This window comes from Paracoccus suum (genome assembly GCF_003324675.1).
In the GTDB taxonomy this organism is placed as follows: domain Bacteria; phylum Pseudomonadota; class Alphaproteobacteria; order Rhodobacterales; family Rhodobacteraceae; genus Paracoccus; species Paracoccus suum.
In genome coordinates, this window is record NZ_CP030918.1 from 437,055 (window position 1) to 458,024 (window position 20,970).

A 20,970-nucleotide genomic window follows, 5' to 3' on the forward strand; every position below is an offset into this window, starting at 1 on the left:
GTCGGCCCGCCATCCTGCACCGCGCTAGCCCAGACGGTGGACGCCCTCGGGCGCGACGCCGAATGCAGCGAGGGCCATCCACACCGCCATGGCGATCATCATCAGGTTCTCGACCAGCGAGATAAAGCCCAGCGGCACGTTGCTGCCCCCGCCGACGCAGGCGCATTTCAACTCGCGGTTCTCGACATAGACCGCCTTGAAGACCGACACCGCGCCGACCGTCCCGATGAAAAGTGCGATGGGCACCGACAGCCAGGTCAGCGCGCCCGCGATCATCAGAACGCCTGCCAGCCCCTCGGCAAAGGGATAGATATAGCCGTAGGGCACCCAGCGCTCGGCCAGAAGGTCGTAGTTCAGGAACATCGTGGCGAACGTCTCGACGTTCTGCAGCTTGAGCAGCGCCAGCACGGCCATTGAGAAGCCGATGAACCATTCCGCGGCCATCAGCGTCAGCGGGTTTCCGGTGACAGCATAGCTTGCCGCCATCGCCATCAACGCCGTCGTCGCGAACAGCGCGATGACCGGGCGATAGCTGGTCGCCTTGGGATCCGCGACACTCTTGCCGAGGAAGCGGCGCAGGTCGTCATGCCCGCCGATTCGTTTGCCGTCGATAAAGATCTGGGGCGTGGTCGCAACGCCGTGTTCGGCCTTGAAGGCCTGGGTCTGCTCGCGTGTCTCGAGGTGATGATCCTCGACCTGGTAGCCGGCGCGCTTGAGCAGATGCATGGATTTCAGCCCATAGGGGCAGGTGTGCCCGGGCATCACCATGCGGTACAGCGCCGCTTTCGTTCCGGGTGCTGGATGTTTGCTCAGGTCCGACATCTCACGTTCCTTGTGGTGGGGCCGGGGCAGATATAGGGTCTGTACCATGGTACAGAGTCAAGAGTCGAACACGCTGACGATTGGCGGCCTTGCAGCAGGCGGGAAGGTCGGGGTCGAGACGGTCCGATTCTACCAGCGCAAGGGTCTGCTCGGCACGCCCCACCGCGTTGGCGGGATCCGTCGCTACGGCGGCGAGGATCTGCGCCGCCTGCGCTTTATCCGCCAGGCACAGGCGGCCGGGTTTACACTGGAGGAGATCAAGGAACTGCTGCTCCTCGACGCCGGCGAGGACCGCGCGCGGGCGCGCGAACTCGCCCACGCAAGGGTCGAGCATCTGAACGCCAAGATCGCCGATTTAGAGCGCGCAAGGGACGCCCTGCGGCGGCTCGCAAACGAATGCGAGCATGGCGTCAAGGGCCCCTGCCCGATCCTCGCGTCATTCGGGATTTAGATATCTCTTCGGTAAGGGGAGTTACGCCGATCCGCTGCCCACTCGGCTCGCGAGGTCAACGGCATCTGCGGCGGCGGTGCGCCGCACAAAGGCTCCAGCCTCGCATTGTGAAAATCCCGATGGCCCAAAAAAAGCCCGCCGCAACGGCCACGTTGCGGCGGAACGATTTCGTGCTGACGCTCAGCACCATCAGATGTCGAAAACGACGCCCTGGGCTAGCGGCAACTGGCGCGAGTAGTTGATCGTGTTGGTCGCCCGGCGCATGTAGGCCTTCCACGCGTCAGAGCCGCTTTCGCGCCCGCCGCCCGTTTCCTTTTCGCCGCCGAAGGCGCCGCCGATCTCGGCGCCCGAGGTGCCGATGTTGACGTTGGCAATGCCGCAGTCCGACCCCGCGGCCGACAGGAACATCTCGCTCTCGCGCAGATCGGTCGTGAAGATCGACGAGGACAGGCCCGCGCCCACCGCGTTGTGCTGGGCAATCACCTCGTCAAAATCGCCGTAGCGCATGACGTAGAGGATCGGGGCAAAGGTTTCCTCGAGCACCGGACCGGTCTGCTCGGGCATCTCGATCAGGGCCGGCTTCACATAGAATGCCGCCTCGGGACCGGCTTCGGTGACACGCGTGCCGCCGTGGACCTTGCCGCCCGCAGCAGTCGCCGCCGCGATCGCGTCCTGCATCGCCTGGAACGCCTGGCCATCGACCAGCGGTCCGACAAGCGCCTGCGTCGTCAGCGGGTTGCCGACCGAGACAGAGCCGTAGGCCTTGATCAGCCCGGGCACCAACTGGTCATAGACGCTTTCATGGACGAACAGGCGGCGCATCGTGGTGCAGCGCTGTCCGGCCGTGCCCATCGCACCAAAGGCAATGGCGCGCAGCGCCATATCCAGATCGGCCGAGGGGCAGACGATGCCGGCGTTGTTCCCGCCGAGTTCGAGGATCGCGCGGCCAAAGCGGCCCGCGACCTTGGGTCCGACCTGCCGGCCCATGCGGGTCGAACCCGTGGCCGACACCAGCGCGACGCGCGGATCGTCCACCATCGCCTCGCCCGTCTCGCGGCCGCCGATGATGACCTGGCTCAACCCGTCCGGCACATCGCCAAAGCGGGCCGCGGCCCGCTCGAGGATCGCCTGGCAGGCAAGTGCCGTCAGCGGCGTCTTTTCCGACGGCTTCCAGACGACCGGGTTGCCGCAGACCAGCGCGAGCGCGGCGTTCCACGACCAGACCGCGACGGGAAAGTTGAAGGCCGAGATTACCCCGACGACCCCCAGCGGATGCCAGGTTTCCATCATCCGGTGCCCGGGACGCTCGGTAGCGATGGTCAGGCCGTACAACTGGCGCGACAGGCCGACGGCAAAATCGCAGATATCGATCATCTCCTGCACCTCGCCGGCGCCTTCCGAGGGGCTCTTGCCAGCCTCGATCGACACCAGCCGGCCGAGGTCATCCTTGGCTGCGCGCAACTCTTCGCCCAGCAGGCGGACCAGTTCGCCCCGGCGCGGGGCGGGAACGAGGCGCCATTCACGGAAGGCGGCGGCGGCGCGATCGATCGCCTGGGTCACCTCGGCCGCCTTCTGCTCCGGCAGCGCGGCGATACGCTCGCCCGTAACGGGGGAAAAGCTCTCCAGAGTACCGTCCGTGTAACGCGCGGGCTGGACGCCAAGGCGGGTCAGGATGTCCTGGGCGGTCGTGGCGATTTCGGTCATGTCTTGGTCCTTGTCAGTCGAAGCGCGCGGCGCCGAGGCCCGGTGCATCTGAGGTTTGATGGTGGCGCCGGCCCATGCCGTGGTCCGCGCTGAAGCTGGCGCCAAACTCCCCGACCGGGCGTCGGACTACAAGACCGCGCGGCGCGACACCGCATCCGCATCGATGTGAAAAGGGGCAATTCTACCGTAATTCTCGGGCAACCCACCGCGCGGGTCCCCGGCAGGGTCCACTTCAGCCGGACAAACATCAGCCGGGCGGAACAGCGGCGGCTTCGAGCAAGTCGTTAAAGCAAGCGCCATCGCGCCAACGTCACCGCGTCGTGCGCTCGGAGCGCGGGAGACGATCTTCGTTTTCCGGTGGAAGTGAGCGCAGCTAACCTGCTTAGTGTTCAGATATGCCAACCCAGGAGGGTCTCGCGGCACGCCAGTGCTGTCCGCGAGTGCCAGGCGCAGGGACAAGAGACCATGGCGCGCAGAGATTTCGACCCCGCGACGGTCAAGCCCGACGGGCGTGCCCCGTCCAAGGGCGTTCTGGTTAAAGCGGGGAACGAAGGCCCCTGGCGCGGAAGCCTCGAGGGTCTGGCGTTAGGGGGACCGATCACGGTTCTGGCTTACGGCACTGACGAGGTAGGCAAGGGGCCGCGTCTTCATGTCCACCCCTACGATGAAACTTTCGTCGTAATCGCCGGTCACGCGCGTTTCCATGTTGGTGAGACGACCATCGACGCAGCCGCCGGCGAGGTGGTGTTCGGCCCCGCCGCCATCCCGCATAGATTTGAAAATCTCGGGCCGGGCCGGCTGCAAACCATCGACATCCATCATTCGCCAACCTGGATTCAGACGGATCTCTGACGCCGTCGAACGGGCGCGCGGACCCGCAGTTCAGCGCTGGCTCGCCTCAGACGGGCAATGGCGATCAGCGATGAAGTGGCGCACCCGACAGGATTCGAACCTGTGACCTCTGCCTTCGGAGGGCAGCGCTCTATCCAGCTGAGCTACGGGTGCCTGGCGCCGTTCCTACACGCAGCGCGGGGACCGGGCAAGGTCAGGCGAACAGCTCGCGGCAGAAGATCAGGCCGTCGATCAGGGCGTCAACCTCGGCCTCGGTGTTGTAGAGGGCAAAGCTGGCACGGGCGCTCGCGGTAACGCCGTAGAACTGCATCAGCGGCATGGCGCAGTGGGTGCCGGCGCGGATGGCGATGCCGCGCTTGTCGAGGATGGTCGAGAGGTCATGCGCATGCGCCCCCTCCATCGTCATCGAGAAGATCGCCCCTTTGCCCGGTGCATCCCCCTGGACGGTCAGCCAGTTCAATTCCCGCAGGCGCGCGCGGGCGTGGTCGCGCAGCGCACGCTCATGCGCGGCGATGTTCTCCATCCCGAGGCCCATCATGTAGTCGAGCGCGACGCCCAGGCCGATCTGGTTGACGATGCCAGGCGTGCCGGCCTCGAACCGCAGCGGCGGGTCGGCATAGGTCACGGCCTCGCGCGTGACCTCCCGGATCATGTCACCGCCGCCCATGAAGGGGCGCATCTCGTCCTGGCGGGCGCGGTCGATCCAGATCGCACCCGAGCCGGACGGGCCATACAGCTTGTGCCCGGTGATGGCGTAGAAGGCGCAGCCAAGCGCCGGCACATCCAGCGGCAGGTGGACGGCAGCCTGGCTGCCATCGACCAGAACCGGAACGTCAGTGCCGCGCGCGATGGCGCCGACATCGACGACGGTGCCCGTCACGTTCGACATGTGGGTGACGGCGATCAGCTTGGTGCGGGGGGTGATCGCAGCCAGCATCTTTTCCGGCGGCAAGCTGCCGTCGGGTTCTGGCTCGACCCATTTCAGCACGACGCCCTGACGCTCGCGCAGGAAAGCCCAGGGGACGATATTGGCGTGGTGCTCCAGCACCGACAGCAGGATCTCGTCCCCGGCCTTCAGGCGCGGGGCGGCCCAGGAATAGCTGACCAGATTGATGGCCTCGGTCGCGCCGGAGGTGAAGATCACCTCGGCCGGATGGCGCGCCTTGAGGAAGCGGGCGATGGTGCCGCGCACCGCCTCGTAACGCTCGGTCGCAAGGGTCGACAGCGTGTGCAGCCCGCGGTGGACGTTGGCGTATTCGCCTTCGTATGTGCGCGAGATGGCGTCGATCACGACGCGCGGCTTTTGCGCGCTGGCGCCGTTGTCGAGGTAGACCAGCGGCCGGCCGTTGACCTGCCGCGACAGGATCGGGAAATCGGCGCGGATGGCGGGCAGATCAAGCGTCATGGCAGCGCCTCCGGGGCGGGCAGCAGGCCAAGCATGGCCAGAACGACGCTGAGGACGGCGCCGGTCAACATCAGCGTCGAGACCATGCCAAGGGCGACGAGGAAGGGATTGGAAAATCCGTGCAGCGCGGTCGTCACTCGCACCGCCAGAACGACATAGAGCGCCAGCGTCGCCAGCGACAGCATGGTAGAGGCAGAGGGCAGGACCACCATGAGCGCCAGTTGCACGGCCTGCGCGGCGATGATGATCAGGTCGATCCAGGTCAGCGCCAGCAACGCGTCAGGAAAATTGCCATGGCCGCCAAACATCTGGCCGACGCGCGCCATCAGCGCGGCGGCAGCCGTCAGGGCAAAGAACTGCAGCACCGTCAGTACAATGGGCGAGGCGACCAGCAGCGCGCTGGCGCCCCCGGCCTGAGAAGGAAACATCAGGTTTGCAAGGCCGGCCAGAATCGAAGACAGGACCGTCGCGAGGGCCAGGGCTGCCCAGCGGTCCGCCATCGGCAGTTGCAGCCCGCGCATCATGGCGATGGCGCGGTCCGGCCTTTGCAGGGTCAGCATGGCCATGCGCGTGAAGGCCGACGGGTTCATTTTCCTGGCCTTTCGATCAACGCCCGCACACCCGAGAGCCAGATGAACAGGAACCCGGTCCCGGCCAGCAGCCGCGTCGCGGTCAGCGCCGGGCCGGGACCGACCAGCCCCTCGGTGAGACCAGCCAGCAACATCGCCGGGGCAACGGCCAGCAGTGCCCAGAAGAGCGCGAGCCGCGAATCGGCTGGGTGGAGCACCCATCCGCCAAGGCGTAGCAGCCAACTGAGCGCCTGCGCCGCGCCGTAGGCAGCCAGCGGCATCAGGAACATGACGGCAAGCCCTGCCCCGGCCAGGCGCGGTCCCAACGGAATCCCCGGGTCCAGCGCCGCTGCCCGCGCGTGGCCGGGCGCCTGCGCGATCAGGAAGACCAGCAGCGCCGCCAGCAGGAGCGCCAGCAGGGCGCCCTCGGGCATGCCGCGCAATCCGCGCACGACCCGCCCCGGTGCGAACCAGCTTTCCAGCACGCGCGGCGCCAGGCCGCGGGCGGCGCGGGGCGGCGCCGGTCTCACCCGCCGTTGCCAATCTGGCCGGCGTCGGCGGTCAACGCCTCCTCGACGCGGGCAGAAATGCGGCTGCGCAGGCCGTCATCCTCGATCTCGGCCAGCGCGTCGGCGAGGAAGGAGAGCACCAACAGCACTTCGGCCTGAGCCTTGGGCACGCCGCGCGAGCGCAGGTAGAACAACGCCGTCTCGTCGATCGCGCCGGTGGTGCTGCCGTGGCTGCACTTCACGTCGTCGGCGTAGATTTCCAGTTCGGGCTTGGCGAGGAACTGGCACAGTTCATCCAGCAGCAGCGACTGGCTGATCTGGTAGCCGTCGGTTTTCTGCGCGCCCGGCCGGACCAGGATCTTGCCCTGAAAGATGCCGGTCGCGCTGCCCCGTAGTACCTTTTTGAACACTTGGCGGCTTTCACCGCGCAGGCCGCCGTGAATGATGAATACCGTGTCATCGTTGATGAAATCGCGGCCATCGCCCAGCGCGGCGCCGGCCAGATGGACCACCGCGTCATCGCCGACGACATCGATCACTGCCTCGCGACGAAGATGCCGGCCATCCAGCGCCAGCGCAAAGGACTTGAGCACCGATTCGTTGCCGAGACGCGCGAACAGATGCGAGAGCGCCAGTTCGTCGCCGCGGCGCTTGGCGGCGATCAGGTGCAGCTTGGCACCGTCGGCGAGATCGGCCTCGATCACCGAGTTCTGTCGCGAGCCGGCCGAGCCGGTCTCGATCAGTGTCAGCTCGGCCCCCGGTTCGAGGTGGATGACATGGTGCCAGACCGCATCGCCGGCCGCCTCGGTGCGCCGATGCAGGATGTGAAGCGGCCGCGTGGGGCGGCCGGTGACGCGGATCGCGAGGCCATCCGCGGCCCTTGCGGTATTCATCGCCGCCAGGGGACGCGGCACCGGGATATGCGCCGCCGCCTCGCGCGCGCCGTAGGCGCGGCGCGCCCAGTCCGGCGCTGCCGCCAAGGGCGCAATCTCGACCCCGTCCAGCGGCAGCGGATCGGAGGCTGCGGCGTCAAAACGGCCATCCACGAAAACCAGCGTCAGGCGGTCCAGATCGGAGAACAGCGTGCCGTCGCCCTGCGGCAGGGCGACGGAAGGCGCATCGCCCTGCGAGAAATCGGCTGGGCCGGCAAAGCGCCAGTATTCGTCCCGGCGGCCGGGCAGGCCCAATTGCGCCAGGCGATCCTCGGCCGCTTGCCGGGCGACGCCTAGGGGCGAATCGCTCGCCGGGGTTCGGGTCAGGACAGGTGACAGGTCCGCCATCAGCGGGCCTCCGACAGGATCGCACCGTAACCGTCGCGCTCGACCTCCAGCGCCAGCTCGGGGCCGCCGCTGCGCACGATCCGGCCATCAGCCATGATGTGCACCACGTCCGGGCGGATATGGTCCAGCAGCCGCTGGTAGTGCGTGATGACCAGGAAGGCGCGATCCGGTGCGCGCAGGGCGTTCACCCCCTCGGAGACGAGGCGCATGGCATCAACGTCGAGGCCGCTGTCGGTCTCGTCAAGGATGCACATCCGCGGCTCCAGCATGGCCATCTGCAGGATTTCGTTGCGCTTTTTCTCGCCGCCCGAGAAACCGACGTTGACCGGACGCTTCAGCATCTCGGCGTCGATCTTCAGCGCATTGGCTTTCTCGCGCACCAGCTTGAGGAAGTCGCCGGCCGAAAGCTCGGCCTCGCCGCGCGCCTTGCGCTGGGCGTTCATCGCGGTGCGCAGGAAGGTCATATTGCCCACGCCCGGGATCTCGACCGGGTACTGGAACGCCAGGAACAGGCCCGCGGCGGCACGGTCCTCGGGCTCCATCTCCAGCAGGTCGACGCCGTCCAGCGTGGCTGTACCCTCGGTCACCTCATAGCCGTCGCGACCTGACAGCACATAGCTGAGGGTCGACTTGCCCGAGCCGTTCGGCCCCATGATGGCATGGACCTCGCCGGCCGGAACGCTCAGCGTGACGCCCTTGAGGATTTGCTTGTCCTCGTCCTCGAGCTTGACGTGAAGGTCGTTGATTTCCAGCATGGTCCTACCTGTCCGCAAGGCCCGCCGCGGTCGGCCGGGCTTAGAATAACTGATCCGTCAAAGTTCGTGTCGTCCGCAGGCCATCGCCTATCCCGATTTCCCCCGCGCGGCCAGACCGTCCGCCATCCGGCGCGGGGCGCCAAAGGCGCATGTGCCTTGGGGCGATATGGGACTGGGCGCGTTAGACATGCTCAAGACATTCCCATGGCGGGCTGGGCCATTGGCCGGAACGATGGTTTGATGGCGACCGCCCCAGGCACGGGGCGGCGGCTTTGTCAGCCGACGCTGCCCTCGAGGCTGATGGCGACCAGCGCCTGCGCCTCCATGGCGAATTCCATCGGCAGGGCCTGAAGCACCTCGCGGCAAAAGCCGTTCACGACCAGGGCGACGGCTTCCTCCTCGTCCATGCCGCGCTGACGGCAGTAGAACAGTTGCTCGTCATCGACCTTGCTCGTGGTCGCCTCGTGCTCGACGCGCGAGGACATGTTCTTGACCTCGATATAGGGCACCGTGTGGGCGCCGCATCGATCGCCGATCAGCAGGCTGTCGCACTGCGTGTAGTTGCGGCTATTGGTCGCCTTGGGGTGCATCGTCACCAGCCCGCGATAGGTATTCTGGGCGCGGCCGGCGCTGATCCCCTTGGATACGATGCGCGAGCGGGTGTTGCGGCCAAGATGGAGCATCTTGGTTCCGGTGTCGGCCTGCTGGCGGTTGTTGGTGATCGCGATCGAATAGAATTCGCCCTGCGCGCCATCACCGCGCAGGATGCAGGACGGGTATTTCCAGGTAATCGCGCTGCCGGTCTCGACCTGGGTCCACATCACCTTGGCGTTCGCCTCGCGGCAATCAGCGCGCTTGGTGACGAAGTTGTAGATTCCGCCGTTGCCTTCCTCGTCGCCCGGAAACCAGTTCTGGACAGTCGAGTATTTCACCTCGGCATCCTCGAGGATCACCAGTTCGACCACCGCGGCGTGCAGCTGCGCGGTGTCGCGCTTGGGCGCGGTGCAGCCCTCGAGGTAGCTGACATAGCTGCCTTTGTCGGCGATGATCAGCGTCCGCTCGAATTGGCCAGTATTCTCGGCATTGATGCGGAAATAGGTCGACAGCTCCATCGGGCAGCGGGTGTTCGGCGGGATGTAGACAAAGCTGCCGTCCGAAAACACTGCGCTGTTCAGCGTCGCGAAATAGTTGTCCGACTGGGGCACGACGCTGCCGAGGTACTTCTTGACCAGCTCGGGATAGTCGCGGATCGCCTCGCTGATCGGGCAGAAGATCACGCCGGCTCGGGCCAGTTCTTCTTTGAAGGTGGTGCCCACGCTGACGCTGTCGAAGACGGCATCGACGGCGACCCGGCGGCCCTCGGCGGGGGCCGCGTCCTCGCCCTCGACTCCAGCGAGGATCGCCTGTTCCTTCAGCGGGATACCCAGTTTGGCATAGGTCGCCAGCAGCTTGGGATCGACGTCATCCAGCGATTGCGGGCGCACCACCATGCTTTTGGGGCGCGCGTAATAATACTGGTCCTGGAAATCGATGTCGGGGTAATCGACCATCGCCCAGCGCGGCTCTTCCATCTGCTGCCAGCGGCGGAAGGCGGTCAGACGCCATTCGGTCATCCATTCCGGCTCTTCGTTGCGCTGCGAGATCAGTCGGACGATATCCTCGGAAATGCCCTTTGGGGCATACTCCATCTCGATTTCGGTATCCCAGCCGTATTTGTAGGCGCCCATGCCCTGCACGGTTGCAACCGTCGCGGCGTCGACACCCTCGCGGACGTCAAGATCAAGTGCGGCCTCGGCCATGGTCAACCTCCTGCCCGGCCTGCGCCGGATCCGCGCCTGCGTGCCTGCCAGCGATCACGGGCAGCGCACCAGGCGTCGGCGAAACGTTCAACTTCGTCCCGGCTGGTGTCCGGTCCGATCGATACGCGAATGGCACACGAGGCATCGTCTTCACTGACGCCCATGGCCCGCAGGACCCCGCTTGGCCGGACCTTCCCGGACGAGCATGCCGAGCCTGCCGAAACGGCGAACCCGGCCAGATCCATCTGCATGACCTGCGTCTCGCCCAGCCAGCCGGGCGTCAGGATGCACAGCGTGCCCGGCAAACGCCGCGTCTCGCGTCCCGGCAATCTAGTCATTCCGGCGGAGGCTTCCACCCTGCTTTGCAGGTAATCGCGCAACTCCGACAGTTTTTCTGGGATACCTCGGCTCAGATCGGCCTGCGCGGCGGTTGCCGCGGCGGCAAACCCCAGGGCGCCGACCAGATTTTCGGTCCCCGCGCGGCGTCCGCTCTCCTGCCCGCCGCCCCTGATTCGCGCCTGCAGGTCCAGCCCCTTGCGCAGGACCAGCGCGCCAATGCCCTTGGGGCCGCCCAGCTTGTGGGCCGAGACGATGCCGGCATCTATGCCGGACCAGTCAAACGCAAAGGGCAGCTTGCCGAAGAGCTGCGTCAGATCGCTGAGGGCGAGGCCCGGTGGCAGGTCCTGCAGCACCCCGGTCTCGCTGTTCGCGGCCTGCAGGGTCGCGCGCGCCGGGTCGGGCACCGTCACCCGGCCGTCGTCCGCCACCCCCAGATCGGCCCGCGTCCAGGCGAGGATGGCGTCATGCTCGACCGCGGCTGAGGACAGATCGCGCCCCGCAAGGGCCAGCGCCGCTGCTTCGGTCGCGCCCGAGGTGAAGACGACATCGGCCGCCTCTGCGCCCAGCGCGGTCGCCACCGCCTCGCGGGCGCGTTCCAGCGCCATCTTGGCGGCCCGCCCCTCGGCGTGAACTGACGACGGGTTACCGACCAGTGCAAAGCCCTCGGCCATTGCCGCCCGCGCCTCGGGGCGCAGGGGCGCGGTCGCGTTCCAGTCCAGATAGACTCGACTCATCGCGGGGCGGGCGGCACAAGAGGCGCCGGCGCCGCCAGCGCCTCGGCAACCCGCGTGGCAAGGCGGCGGGCGACCTCGGCCTTGGGCAAGCGCGGCCATTCCTCGGCGCCCGCCGGTGTGATCAGGGTGACGGCATTCTCGGTCCCGCCCATGATCCCGGTGCCCGGGCTGACGTCATTGGCCACGATCCAGTCGCAGCCCTTGCGTGCACGCTTGGCCGTGGCATGGGCGATCACGTCGTGAGTCTCGGCTGCAAAACCGACCACCAGCGCCGGCCGGCACGGCCCGGGCTGGCTGACGGTCGCCAGAATATCGGTGTTCTCGGCCATCTGCAGGCTCGGCGGGCGGCCGCTGCCGTCCTTCTTGATCTTGCGGTCCGAGCCGTTTTCAACACGCCAATCTGCCACAGCGGCCGCCATGACCGCCACGTCGACGGGCAACGCGGCTTCCACGGCCCGCGCCATCTCGGCCGCGGTCTCGACCTTGACCACCTCAACCCCGGGGGGCGGCGGCACCTCGGCAGGTCCCGTGACGAACACCACTTCCGCCCCCAGATCGCGCAACGCGGCGGCAATCGCCGTGCCTTGCGCGCCTGAACTGCGGTTGGCGATGTAGCGCACCGGATCGATCGGCTCGTGCGTCGGCCCCGAGGTAACCAGAACCCGCCGCCCCGCCAGCGGCGCCGGGGCGGCAAGCGGCGGATTTGCCAGATCGGTCAGTTGCAATGCACCGCCCAGCGCCCGCCGGATCGCGGCAAGGATCGCCGGCGGCTCTGCCATGCGGCCGGGGCCGAACTCGCCGCAGGCCATCGGCCCCTCGTCCGGGCCGACGAAGCTGACGCCATCGGCGCCCAACTGCGCCCGGTTGCGACGGGTCGCGGCGTGATCCCACATCCGCACGTTCATCGCCGGCGCCATCAGCACCGGCTTGTCCGTTGCCAGCAACAGGGTCGAGGCCAGATCATCCGCGAGGCCCGCCGCCAGCTTGGCCATCAGATTGGCCGTGGCCGGGGCGACGACCACCAGATCGGCCGCGCGCGACAGCTGGATATGGCCCATCTCGGCCTCGCGCGTCAGGTCGAACAGCTCCTGATTCACCGCCTGCCCCGCCAACGCCGCGACGCTGAGCGGGGTCACGAACTCCGCACCCGCCTCGGTCAGCACTGGCGCGATCTCGACCCCTTCGCGGCGCAAAAGCCGGATCAGTTCCAGGGTCTTGTATGCCGCAATGCCGCCGCCGATGACCAGAAGAACCCGTTTGCCGTGCATCGCGCCCTCGCAGAACCGACCTGTCCCGGCACCTAGCTAAGCCGCTCTCGCCGTCGCGGCAAGGAACGGCCAGCCAGTCCGCGCGGCCGACTTAGGTGCGCGGTTCTGCAGGCGATCCACGGCGCAGGGCGGCGCGGGGCCTAGCCGCCAGCGACGAAAGGCAGCCGGTAACTGATCGCCTCGGCCAAGTGGTTCACCTCGATCACCTCGGCTCCGTCCAGATCGGCAATCGTGCGCGCCGTGCGCAGCACGCGGTGATAGCCACGCGCGGTCAGGCCCAGGCGGTCGGCCGCCCGCCGGATCAGCGCCTGCCCGGCCTCGTCGAGGGGCGCGATTCGCTCCAGCAGCGCGCCCGTCGCCGCGGCATTCACCCGCACCCCATCCTCCTCCGCAAAGCGCGCCAACTGGATTTCCCGCGCCGCGGCAACGCGCGCCGCGACCGCAGCCGAGCCCTCGCCGCGCGGCGGTTGCGACAGATCATCCAGCGACACCGCCGGCACCTCGATGCGCAGGTCAAAGCGGTCGAGCAGTGGTCCCGAAATCCGTGACATGTAATCGGCGCCGCAAATCGGCGCCTTGGAACAGGCCCGCGCCGGGTCAGCCAGATAGCCGCAACGACAGGGATTCGCCGCGGCGATCAGCAGGAACTGGCACGGATAGCGGATATGCGCGCTGGCCCGGGCAACCACGACCTCGCCAGTCTCGATCGGCTGGCGCAGCGTTTCCAGCACCGGGCGGGAATACTCCGGCAGTTCGTCGAGGAACAGCACGCCGTTATGCGCGAGGCTGACCTCGCCCGGTTTCGCAGCGCGCCCGCCCCCGGTCATCGCCGCCATCGAGGCGGTCTGCGAGGGCGTACGGTAAGGCGCGACCCGCGAGATCCCCCCCTCCTCCAGCGTGCCGGCCAGCGAATGGATCATCGAGGTTTCCAGCGCCTCGGCCGGGGTCAGCGCCGGCATCAGCCCCGGCAGGCAGGCGGCAATCATCGATTTACCCGCGCCAGGCGGTCCAACCATCAGCAGATGGTGCCGCCCGGCGGCCGCAATCTCCAGCGCGCGCTTGGCAATCTCCTGACCGCGCACCTCCGACAGATCGCGGCTCGCAACGGGCCGCGTCACCTCTCCGGGCCGCGCCGGGGCAAGCGGCGCTCGGCCGGTCAGATGATCGACGGCCTCACGCAGGTGGCCGGCGGCAAAGACCGGGACCGCGCTGACCCAGGCCGCCTCGGGTCCGCAGGCGCGCGGGCAAATCAGCGCCCGCTCCTCCTCGCCCGCCGCCATCGCGGCAGGCAGAGCGCCGGCGACCGGCACGAGCCGGCCATCGAGCGCCAGTTCGCCCAGCGAGACGACACCCTCGATCTCCTCGCCGGGAATGATCTCGAGCGCGGCCAGGACCGCCAACGCAATGGGCAGGTCGAAATGCGAGCCTTCCTTGGGCATGTCCGCCGGCGACAGGTTTACCGTGATGCGCTTGGAAGGCATCGCGATCGACAGGGCCGCGAATGCAGCCCGCACCCGCTCCTTGGCTTCACTGACCGCCTTGTCCGGCAGCCCGACCAGGGTGAAGGCCGGCAGGCCGGCCGCCACCGAGCATTGCACCTCGACCAGCCGGGCCTCGACCCCTTGAAAAGCGACAGTATAGGCGATCGCGACCATTCACCCTCCTGCCCCGCGCTGAGCTTACCCGTCAGGTCGCATAACGGGTTTAAGATAGGGTTAACGCCTCAAGGAAAGCCGAACCGCGAACGCCTTAACGGCGGACCGTCACCCCTTCGGCGAGGCGCCGCTCAACGGCATCCCAAATAGCGGCGGCGGCGTTGGTGCCGTCGAACCGCTCGAGTTCCTGGATGCCGGTGGGCGAGGTCACGTTGATCTCGGTCAGCCAGCCGTCGATCACGTCGATGCCGGTGAACAGCAGGCCCTTGTCCCGCAGGGCCGGCCCGATCCGAGCGCAGATCTCGCGCTCGCGCTCGGTCAGGGCGGCCGGCTCGGGGCGGCCGCCGACATGCATGTTCGAGCGCGCCTCGCCCGCCGCGGGAACGCGGTTGATGGCCCCGACTGGCTCGCCGTCAACCAGAATGATGCGTTTGTCGCCCAGCGTCACCGCGGGCAGGTACTTCTGGGCGATCACCGGCTCGCGGTTGATGGCAGTGAACGTCTCCATCAGCGACGCGAGGTTGGGATCCTCGGGCCGCAGGTGGAACACGCCGGCACCACCGTTGCCGTAGAGCGGCTTGACCACGATATCGCCGTGACGCGCGCGAAATGCGCGAATCGCCGCCAGATCACGGGTGATGATGGTCGGCGGGGTCAGGTCGAGGAAGTCCAGGACCATCAGTTTTTCCGGACAGTTCCGGACCCAGAACGGGTCGTTGAGGACCAGTGTCCCCGGCGCCAACCGCTCGAGCAGATGGGTCGAGGTGATATAGCCCATGTCGAACGGCGGGTCCTGGCGCAGCCAGACCACGTCGAACGAGGCCAGATCAACCTCTTCCCACGGCCCGAAGGTCACATGCGCATCTTCGCGCTGATGCAGGGTCGCCCTACGGCCGGTGGCACGCACCTGGCCATCAACGAACATCAGCCGGTCGACCGTGTACTGGAACAACCGGTGGCCCCGCGCCTGCGCCTCGATGCCGAGGCGGAACGTGCTGTCGGCGGTGATCGAGACATGCTCGACCGGATCCATCTGCAATGCGACGCTCAATGCCATGCGGTCGTTCCTTGCGCCCAAGTTCGGTCCCGGTTCTTGGGACGGATCGCGCCGCTTCGCAAGGTCCAGCTCAGGCGGCCTCGAATGCGTTGTGGAGCAGTTCTACCCGGCCCAGGTCGTCGACCAACGCCGCGTCAAAGCGCATTTCGGCGTCCATCCCGCAGTACTCACAGGCAGCGAGACAGATGCGGTCCATCTGGCGGCGGCGCAGCCGCTCCGCGGCATCCGAGTGGCTCGCCCCCTTCTTCACCTCGACAAACACAATCGTCTCGCCGTCGCGGACGATCAGGTCAATCTCGCCCGCCGCCCCACGCCAGCGCCGGGCAAGGATATCGCAGCCGGCCATCTCGTAGCGCCGGGCGATCTGATCCTCGGCGGCGTGACCCGCCGCGTGCGACAGCGCCCCCCGACTGGCACGCTGGGCACATGGCGTCTTGCGTGTCATTCCCCACCCCCAGCCAAGGCGGCCTGATAGACCGCGCGTCGTGGCAGACCGCTTGCCTCGGCCACGGCCTGGGCGGCGTCGCGCATCGACAAGCCGCCCTTCATTGCCGCTGCAACCATCTTTCGCGCCTCCTCCATCGAGGTCCCCTCAGCGACCTTGCGGTCGATCAGCACCACGACCTCGCCTTTCATGCCCTCAATGCGCAGATCGCGGGCCAATTCGGCTGCCGTTCCCCGCAACACCTCCTCGAACCGCTTGGTCAACTCCCGGCAGATCACGATACCCCGCTCGCCATCCTTTTCGCACAGGTTTCTCAAGAATTCCTTAACGCGCCTCGGGCTTTCAAAAGCGATCACGGTGGCATCGATCCCCAAAACGCCGTCCAGCCAGCGGTTGCGCGCCGCATCCGTGGCGGGAGGAAAACCGGCGAACAGGAACCTGTCGCTGGGCAGGCCCGAAACCGCCAGAGCTGCCAGGACTGCCGAGGCGCCCGGCGCGGCAAACACCTGCGCGCCTTGGGCAATCGCCCCGCGCGCCAGGCGAAAGCCGGGGTCGGAAACGAGCGGCGTGCCCGCCTCGGAGGCGTAGGCGACAACTGCGCCGCCCGCCAGCGCCGCGAGGATCGGAGTGTCGCCGCCACTGGTCTCGTTGTGCTGGTGATAGGCCAGCAGGCGCCGGCCGCGCAGCGGGATGCCGTGGATCGACAGCAGATGGCGCAGGGTGCGCGTATCCTCGGCCGCCAGCACATCGGCGGTGTTCATCAGGTCCAGCGCGCGCAGCGTGATGTCCCGTGCCGCCCCGATCGGCGTCGAGACGAGGTACAAGCCCGGTGCCGCGCGCTCCGCCAGCACGCTCAGCGGAACGGGCTCTGCCCGGTCCTCGCCGCCCGCGTGCCGATCCATGCCCAATGCCATTGCGCCCCTCCTTTGCTTCGTTGCAGCGTCAGGGCGAATTGACTAGCCTCGCCGCATGTCTCCATGACCGCCTAGACGCTCCAACGGCAAGCCATCAGGAAAGTTCGTCATGTTCCAATCGCTGCAGGCCCCCCCTTGCAACCGCCGGCCCGCCCTGCGCCCGCTTCGTGCGGCGCTGGCCGGCCTCGCCGCCGCGTTCCTGGCCGCCTGTCAGCCGATGGGCACGGGCTCGAGCGCGAGCGGCCCGGCCACCGGGCAGATGATCGACCCCGGCCAGCCGATCCCGGTTGCGCTGCTGGTGCCGACCGGCAGCGGCAATGCGGACCTCGAATGGCTTGGCCGCTCGCTCGCCAATGCCGCCAAGATGGCGGCGGCCGACGCGCAGGGCGCCAATATCGATCTGCGGATTTACTCGACCGGCAGTGACGCCTCGACTGCTGCCGCCCGTACGGGCGAGGCGATTCGCGCGGGCGCCAAGATCGTGATCGGCCCGCTGCATGCCGAAGCCGCCAACGCCGCCGGCAACGTCGCCCGGGGCTCGAACGTCAACCTGCTGAGCTTTTCCAACAACTCCGAGGTCGCGGGCGGCAACGTCTTTACCCTCGGCACCGGCTTTGGCAACGTCGCCGACCGCCTCGTCAGCTACGGCGTGCGCCAGGGCAAGCGGCGCTACATGGTCGTCGCGGAAAGCGATGTCGCCGGCCAACTCGGCGCACGCGCGATCGAGGCGGCGATCAGCCGCGCCGGCGCGATGAACATGGGCAAAGTCAGCCACGAGGTCTCGCGCGCCGGGGTCGATTCGATCGTTCCCAGCGTCGCCGCCGCCGCCCAGGCTGGCAAGATCGACGCGGTCTTTGTCACCGCCAACCAAGACGCCGTGCTGCCCTACCTCGCCGACAAGCTGCACGCTGCCGGCATCACGCCGAACCAAGCGCAGTTGATGGGCCTGACCCGCTTTGACGAGCCGGCGATGCGCCTGTCGCTGCCCGGCCTGCAGGAAGGGATTTTTGCCCTGCCCGACACCGCCCTGCGCCAGCAGTTCGAGGCCCGCTACCAGGCAGCTTACGGCGAGCGGCCGCACGCGTTGGCGGGGCTGGGCTATGACGGCGTCTCGGCCATTGCCGCCCTCGCCCGGACCGGGCGCAAGGACGCGCTGACCTCGACCGCGCTGACCCGCAACGCGGGCTTTGCCGGCGTCAACGGCGTCTTCCGCCTCAAGGGCGACGGGACGACCGAGCGCGGGCTCGCAGTTGCCACCGTTCGCGGCGGCAAGGTTGTGATCCTCGATCCGGCGCCGCGCAGCTTCGGCGGCTTCGGCTCGTAACCTTGGACGACGCCCCGGCGCGCCCCGTGGTGCAAAGCGCCCCCGCCCTGCCGGGGGCGCATCCATTATTCGACCCCGCGCGCGGGCTGCCACTGATCGACCACGCCTTGGGGCCGGTCCCCGGGGCCGAGCAGCGGGCGGCCGCCGTCGCCCTGCTGACCCGCTGGCGCAGCGAGGCGATGGCCGATGTCATCGCCGGCTTCGAGAGCCATCCGCGCGCCGCGCGTGAAACCGTGCGCGCCATTGCCGCCGTTACTGACGGGCTGGTCACCGCCGCCCATCACGTGGCTACCGTCCACCGTCATCCTCTGCCGCTGAACAACCCGACCGACCGCCTCGCGGTCGTCGCTGTGGGCGGCTATGGCCGGGCCGAGATGGCGCCCCAGTCCGACGTCGACCTGCTGTTCCTGACCCCATGGAAGACCACCCCGTGGATCGAGAGCGTGGTGGAGGAGATCCTCTACATCCTGTGGGACCTCAAACTGAAGATCGGTCAAGCGACCCGCTCGCTCGACGACTGCCTGCGCCTTGCCGCGGGCGACATGACGATCCGCACCAGCCTGCTGGAGCACCGCTTTGTCGCCGGCCAGCCGGCCCTGACCGAGGAGTTGCGCGCCCGGCTCTGGCCGGAACTGTTCGAGTTGGAGATCCCCGAGTTCATCGAGGCCAAGCTCGCGGAACGCGAGGGCCGTCACCAGCGTCAGGGCACCCAGCGCTATGTGCTGGAGCCAAACGTCAAGGAGGGCAAGGGCGGGCTGCGCGATCTGCACGCCCTCTACTGGATCGGAAAGTATATCCATCAGGTCGACCGCGCGCAGAACTTGGTCGATCTGGGCCTGTTTACACGCGACGAGCACCAGACCTTCTGGCAGGCCGAGGACTTCCTTTGGGCGGTGCGCTGCCACCTGCACCTGATCACCGGGCGGCCAACTGACAAGCTAGGGTTCGACCTGCAGCCCGAGGTCGCCCGGCGCATGGGCTATCACGATTATGGCGGGCGTCGCGCGGTCGAGCATTTCATGCAGGACTACTTCCTGCACGCGACCCGCGTCGGCGATCTGACGCGGGTGTTCCTGACCGCGCTCGAGGCGCGGCACCTTTACCGCGCGCCGGTGCTGACGCGGCTCTTCGGCAGCCGCCGTCGCCTGCGCAAGCCCTTTCGCGAGGAAGCCGGGCGCCTCGGGATCAGCGACGAGGCGGCCTTTCTGGCAGACCCGCTGAACATCCTTCGGTTGTTCGCCGAGGGGCTGCGTACCGGCCTTCTGATCCATCCCAACGCCATGCGGCTGGTGGCCGCGAACCTCGATCTGATCGACGATTCGGTGCGCAACGATCCCGAGGCGGCGCGGCTGTTCGTCGATCTTCTGGTCAACCACGGCAACCCCGAGCGACCGCTGCGCCGCATGTCGGAACTGGGCGTGCTGTCGGCCTTCATCCCCGAATTCCGGCCGATCGTCGCGATGATGCAGTTCAACGTCTATCATCACTACACGGTGGACGAGCACTCCATCCAATGCGTCGCCGCCCTGGCCGAGATCGAGCGTGGCGAGGCCGAGGACGACCTGCCCCTGACCAGCGAGATCATGCGCGGCGACATCAACCGCCGGGTCATCACCATGGCGGTGCTGCTGCATGACATCGGCAAGGGCCGCCCCGAGGATCACTCGATCATTGGCGCCCAGATTGCGCGACGCGTAGTCGCCCGGCTGGGTTTTTCGGCCGAGGAGGTCGAAACCGTCGAATGGCTGGTGCGCCAGCACCTGCTGATGTCCGACATCGCGCAAAAGCGCGATATTTCCGACCCGCGCACGCTGCGCGACTTTGCCAAGGCGGTGAAGACGCGCAAGCGGCTGGACCTGCTGACGGTACTGACCGTCTGCGACATCCGCGGCGTCGGGCCGGGCACTTGGAACAACTGGAAGGCGATGCTGATCAGGCGCCTCCACGCCGAGACCGCGGCCGTGCTGGAGGGCGGGCTGGAGGAGATCAACCGCGAGCGCCGCACCGGCGAGGCAAAGCGTGCCCTGCGCCACCTGCTGATCGCCCGTCACTGGGACGCCAAGGCCATCCGCGCCGAGACCCAGCGCCATTACGACGGCTATTGGAGCGGCCTGCCGACCGAGACCCATGCCGTGTTCGCCGACCTTCTGGCCGGGATCCGCGATGACGAGATCCGCATCGACCTGCGCGCCGACGCCGACCGCGATGCGACCCGCGTGGCCTTCACCCTCGCGGACCACCCCGGCATCTTCTCGCGCCTCGCCGGGGCGTTGGCGCTGATGGGCGCGAACGTGGTCGACGCGCGCACCTATACCAGCCGCGATGGCTATGCGACGGCGGTATTCTGGGTTCAGGACGAGGCCGGCCATCCCTATGCCGAGGATCGCCTGCCGCGCCTCAGCCAGATGATCGACCGCACGCTGAAGGGCGAGGTGGTGCCGCGCGACGCCCTCGCCGGGCGCGACAAGGTCAAGAAACGCGAGCGCGAGTTCCGCTTTCCCACGCATATCACCTTCGACAACGAGGGCAGCGATATCTACACCATCATCGAGGTCGACACCCGCGACCGGCCGGGCCTGCTGTACGATTTGACTCGGACGCTGGCCGCGAACCACATCCAGATCGCCAGCGCCGTGATCGCGACCTTCGGCGCGCAGGTGATCGACAGTTTCTACGTCAAGGACATGTTCGGCCTGAAACTGCACCAGCAGGGCCGCCGCGACGCGCTGGAGCGCAAGCTGCGCAAGGCCATCGCCGAAGGGGCCGAGCGCGCCCGCGTCTGAGTGCAAGCTTCGCTCGCACGGTTGCGCCCGGCACCGTGTCCCGCGCCCCACCGGCCGCACTCGGGGCCAGAGCAGCCGATGACGCTGAGGATCAGAAGGGCGGTCAGCGTCGGCCGTTGGCCCGCTTGTCGCTGGGCAATTGCGTAAGCGCGAGGATCACGAGCAAGCCATGGCCCGCGCGCCGCAGCCGTCGCCTGGCAGCCTCAGCGGCAGCCATCCACTCGCACCTGCGCCGCCCGGCCTCTTTGCCCCCCCGCTTGCACCCGTCCCCGCAAGGGTCCATGCCGTCCGGCAAAACAAAGGCG

Annotated in this window: 18 protein-coding genes and 1 tRNA gene; 4 read left to right on the top strand and 15 right to left on the bottom strand. The window is 67.8% G+C overall.

Annotated elements, in window-relative coordinates; all coding sequences use genetic code 11:
* Positions 1-24: 24 nt before the first annotated feature.
* A complete protein-coding gene (locus DRW48_RS02075; RefSeq protein ID WP_114074958.1) occupies positions 25-822 on the bottom strand; it encodes a MauE/DoxX family redox-associated membrane protein in 798 nt (265 codons plus the stop codon).
* Positions 823-868: 46 nt separating this feature from the next.
* Between DRW48_RS02075 and DRW48_RS02080 the strand changes: the two genes are divergently transcribed.
* Positions 869-1,273, top strand: a complete 405-nt coding sequence (locus DRW48_RS02080) for a MerR family DNA-binding protein (protein ID WP_114074959.1) — start codon at positions 869-871, stop codon at positions 1,271-1,273.
* Positions 1,274-1,462: 189 nt separating this feature from the next.
* Here DRW48_RS02080 and amaB read toward each other — a convergent pair whose 3' ends face one another.
* Positions 1,463-2,977, bottom strand: coding sequence for an L-piperidine-6-carboxylate dehydrogenase (gene amaB, locus DRW48_RS02085; protein WP_114077300.1), 1,515 nt, complete (start codon positions 2,975-2,977; stop codon positions 1,463-1,465).
* 465 nt (positions 2,978-3,442) lie between these two features.
* Here amaB and DRW48_RS02090 point away from each other — a divergent pair, with 465 nt between their 5' ends.
* Positions 3,443-3,829: a cupin domain-containing protein gene (locus DRW48_RS02090; RefSeq protein WP_114074960.1), complete on the top strand. Its 387-nt coding sequence runs from the start codon at positions 3,443-3,445 to the stop codon at positions 3,827-3,829.
* 76 nt (positions 3,830-3,905) lie between these two features.
* On the opposite strand, the gene DRW48_RS02095 is transcribed toward DRW48_RS02090, so the two are convergent.
* The 13 genes from DRW48_RS02095 to rsmI form a co-directional block, all read right to left on the bottom strand.
* Positions 3,906-3,982, bottom strand: a tRNA-Arg gene (locus DRW48_RS02095).
* A gap of 40 nt (positions 3,983-4,022) precedes the next feature.
* Positions 4,023-5,234 (bottom strand): cysteine desulfurase, encoded by a 1,212-nt coding sequence (locus DRW48_RS02100; protein WP_114074961.1) that lies wholly within the window; start codon positions 5,232-5,234, stop codon positions 4,023-4,025.
* Complete coding sequence (locus DRW48_RS02105; RefSeq protein ID WP_114074962.1) at positions 5,231-5,824, bottom strand: YIP1 family protein; 594 nt, start codon at positions 5,822-5,824, stop codon at positions 5,231-5,233. The genes DRW48_RS02100 and DRW48_RS02105 overlap by 4 nt, the downstream gene beginning before the upstream one ends.
* Entirely contained in the window at positions 5,821-6,333 is a 513-nt protein-coding gene (locus DRW48_RS02110; RefSeq protein WP_114074963.1) for a hypothetical protein, read from the bottom strand. The genes DRW48_RS02105 and DRW48_RS02110 overlap by 4 nt, the downstream gene beginning before the upstream one ends.
* Entirely contained in the window at positions 6,330-7,592 is a 1,263-nt protein-coding gene (locus DRW48_RS02115; RefSeq protein WP_114074964.1) for a SufB/SufD family protein, read from the bottom strand. Before DRW48_RS02115 ends, DRW48_RS02110 begins: the two co-directional genes overlap by 4 nt.
* Positions 7,592-8,347 (bottom strand): Fe-S cluster assembly ATPase SufC, encoded by a 756-nt coding sequence (gene sufC / locus DRW48_RS02120; protein WP_114074965.1) that lies wholly within the window; start codon positions 8,345-8,347, stop codon positions 7,592-7,594. Before sufC ends, DRW48_RS02115 begins: the two co-directional genes overlap by 1 nt.
* 275 nt (positions 8,348-8,622) lie before the next feature.
* Positions 8,623-10,146 (bottom strand): Fe-S cluster assembly protein SufB, encoded by a 1,524-nt coding sequence (gene sufB, locus DRW48_RS02125; RefSeq protein WP_114074966.1) that lies wholly within the window; start codon positions 10,144-10,146, stop codon positions 8,623-8,625.
* 2 nt (positions 10,147-10,148) lie between these two features.
* The gene (locus tag DRW48_RS02130) at positions 10,149-11,219 is read right to left on the bottom strand and encodes a cysteine desulfurase family protein (protein ID WP_114074967.1); all 1,071 of its coding nucleotides are present in this window, start codon (positions 11,217-11,219) and stop codon (positions 10,149-10,151) included.
* Positions 11,216-12,487, bottom strand: a complete 1,272-nt coding sequence (coaBC, locus tag DRW48_RS02135) for a bifunctional phosphopantothenoylcysteine decarboxylase/phosphopantothenate--cysteine ligase CoaBC (RefSeq protein ID WP_114074968.1) — start codon at positions 12,485-12,487, stop codon at positions 11,216-11,218. The genes DRW48_RS02130 and coaBC overlap by 4 nt, the downstream gene beginning before the upstream one ends.
* 140 nt (positions 12,488-12,627) lie before the next feature.
* Complete coding sequence (locus DRW48_RS02140) at positions 12,628-14,142, bottom strand: YifB family Mg chelatase-like AAA ATPase (RefSeq protein ID WP_114074969.1); 1,515 nt, start codon at positions 14,140-14,142, stop codon at positions 12,628-12,630.
* A gap of 94 nt (positions 14,143-14,236) precedes the next feature.
* Positions 14,237-15,199: a glutathione synthase gene (gene gshB, locus DRW48_RS02145; protein WP_114074970.1), complete on the bottom strand. Its 963-nt coding sequence runs from the start codon at positions 15,197-15,199 to the stop codon at positions 14,237-14,239.
* Between the two features lie 70 nt (positions 15,200-15,269).
* Positions 15,270-15,644 carry a YraN family protein gene (locus tag DRW48_RS02150; RefSeq protein ID WP_114074971.1) on the bottom strand — a complete coding sequence of 125 codons (375 nt, stop codon included), beginning with the start codon at positions 15,642-15,644 and terminating at the stop codon, positions 15,270-15,272.
* The gene (gene rsmI, locus DRW48_RS02155; RefSeq protein ID WP_241963342.1) at positions 15,641-16,558 is read right to left on the bottom strand and encodes a 16S rRNA (cytidine(1402)-2'-O)-methyltransferase; all 918 of its coding nucleotides are present in this window, start codon (positions 16,556-16,558) and stop codon (positions 15,641-15,643) included. Before rsmI ends, DRW48_RS02150 begins: the two co-directional genes overlap by 4 nt.
* A 109-nt stretch (positions 16,559-16,667) precedes the next feature.
* Here rsmI and DRW48_RS02160 point away from each other — a divergent pair, with 109 nt between their 5' ends.
* Both DRW48_RS02160 and DRW48_RS02165 read left to right on the top strand, forming a co-directional pair.
* Positions 16,668-17,882, top strand: coding sequence for a penicillin-binding protein activator (locus DRW48_RS02160; RefSeq protein WP_114074972.1), 1,215 nt, complete (start codon positions 16,668-16,670; stop codon positions 17,880-17,882).
* A gap of 2 nt (positions 17,883-17,884) precedes the next feature.
* A complete protein-coding gene (locus tag DRW48_RS02165) occupies positions 17,885-20,665 on the top strand; it encodes a [protein-PII] uridylyltransferase (protein ID WP_241963343.1) in 2,781 nt (926 codons plus the stop codon).
* Positions 20,666-20,970 lie beyond the last annotated feature (305 nt).

What these genes read in the sequence shown, in the direction of transcription:
- DRW48_RS02075 (WP_114074958.1), bottom strand. Translation starts at nt 822, where the DNA reads ATGTCGGACCTGAGCAAACATCCAGCACCCGGAACGAAAGCGGCGCTG.
- DRW48_RS02080 (WP_114074959.1), top strand. Translation starts at nt 869, where the DNA reads ATGGTACAGAGTCAAGAGTCGAACACGCTGACGATTGGCGGCCTTGCA.
- amaB (WP_114077300.1), bottom strand. Translation starts at nt 2,977, where the DNA reads ATGACCGAAATCGCCACGACCGCCCAGGACATCCTGACCCGCCTTGGC.
- DRW48_RS02090 (WP_114074960.1), top strand. Translation starts at nt 3,443, where the DNA reads ATGGCGCGCAGAGATTTCGACCCCGCGACGGTCAAGCCCGACGGGCGT.
- DRW48_RS02100 (WP_114074961.1), bottom strand. Translation starts at nt 5,234, where the DNA reads ATGACGCTTGATCTGCCCGCCATCCGCGCCGATTTCCCGATCCTGTCG.
- DRW48_RS02105 (WP_114074962.1), bottom strand. Translation starts at nt 5,824, where the DNA reads ATGAACCCGTCGGCCTTCACGCGCATGGCCATGCTGACCCTGCAAAGG.
- DRW48_RS02115 (WP_114074964.1), bottom strand. Translation starts at nt 7,592, where the DNA reads ATGGCGGACCTGTCACCTGTCCTGACCCGAACCCCGGCGAGCGATTCG.
- sufC (WP_114074965.1), bottom strand. Translation starts at nt 8,347, where the DNA reads ATGCTGGAAATCAACGACCTTCACGTCAAGCTCGAGGACGAGGACAAG.
- sufB (WP_114074966.1), bottom strand. Translation starts at nt 10,146, where the DNA reads ATGGCCGAGGCCGCACTTGATCTTGACGTCCGCGAGGGTGTCGACGCC.
- DRW48_RS02130 (WP_114074967.1), bottom strand. Translation starts at nt 11,219, where the DNA reads ATGAGTCGAGTCTATCTGGACTGGAACGCGACCGCGCCCCTGCGCCCC.
- coaBC (WP_114074968.1), bottom strand. Translation starts at nt 12,487, where the DNA reads ATGCACGGCAAACGGGTTCTTCTGGTCATCGGCGGCGGCATTGCGGCA.
- DRW48_RS02140 (WP_114074969.1), bottom strand. Translation starts at nt 14,142, where the DNA reads ATGGTCGCGATCGCCTATACTGTCGCTTTTCAAGGGGTCGAGGCCCGG.
- gshB (WP_114074970.1), bottom strand. Translation starts at nt 15,199, where the DNA reads ATGGCATTGAGCGTCGCATTGCAGATGGATCCGGTCGAGCATGTCTCG.
- DRW48_RS02150 (WP_114074971.1), bottom strand. Translation starts at nt 15,644, where the DNA reads ATGACACGCAAGACGCCATGTGCCCAGCGTGCCAGTCGGGGGGCGCTG.
- rsmI (WP_241963342.1), bottom strand. Translation starts at nt 16,558, where the DNA reads ATGGCATTGGGCATGGATCGGCACGCGGGCGGCGAGGACCGGGCAGAG.
- DRW48_RS02160 (WP_114074972.1), top strand. Translation starts at nt 16,668, where the DNA reads ATGTTCCAATCGCTGCAGGCCCCCCCTTGCAACCGCCGGCCCGCCCTG.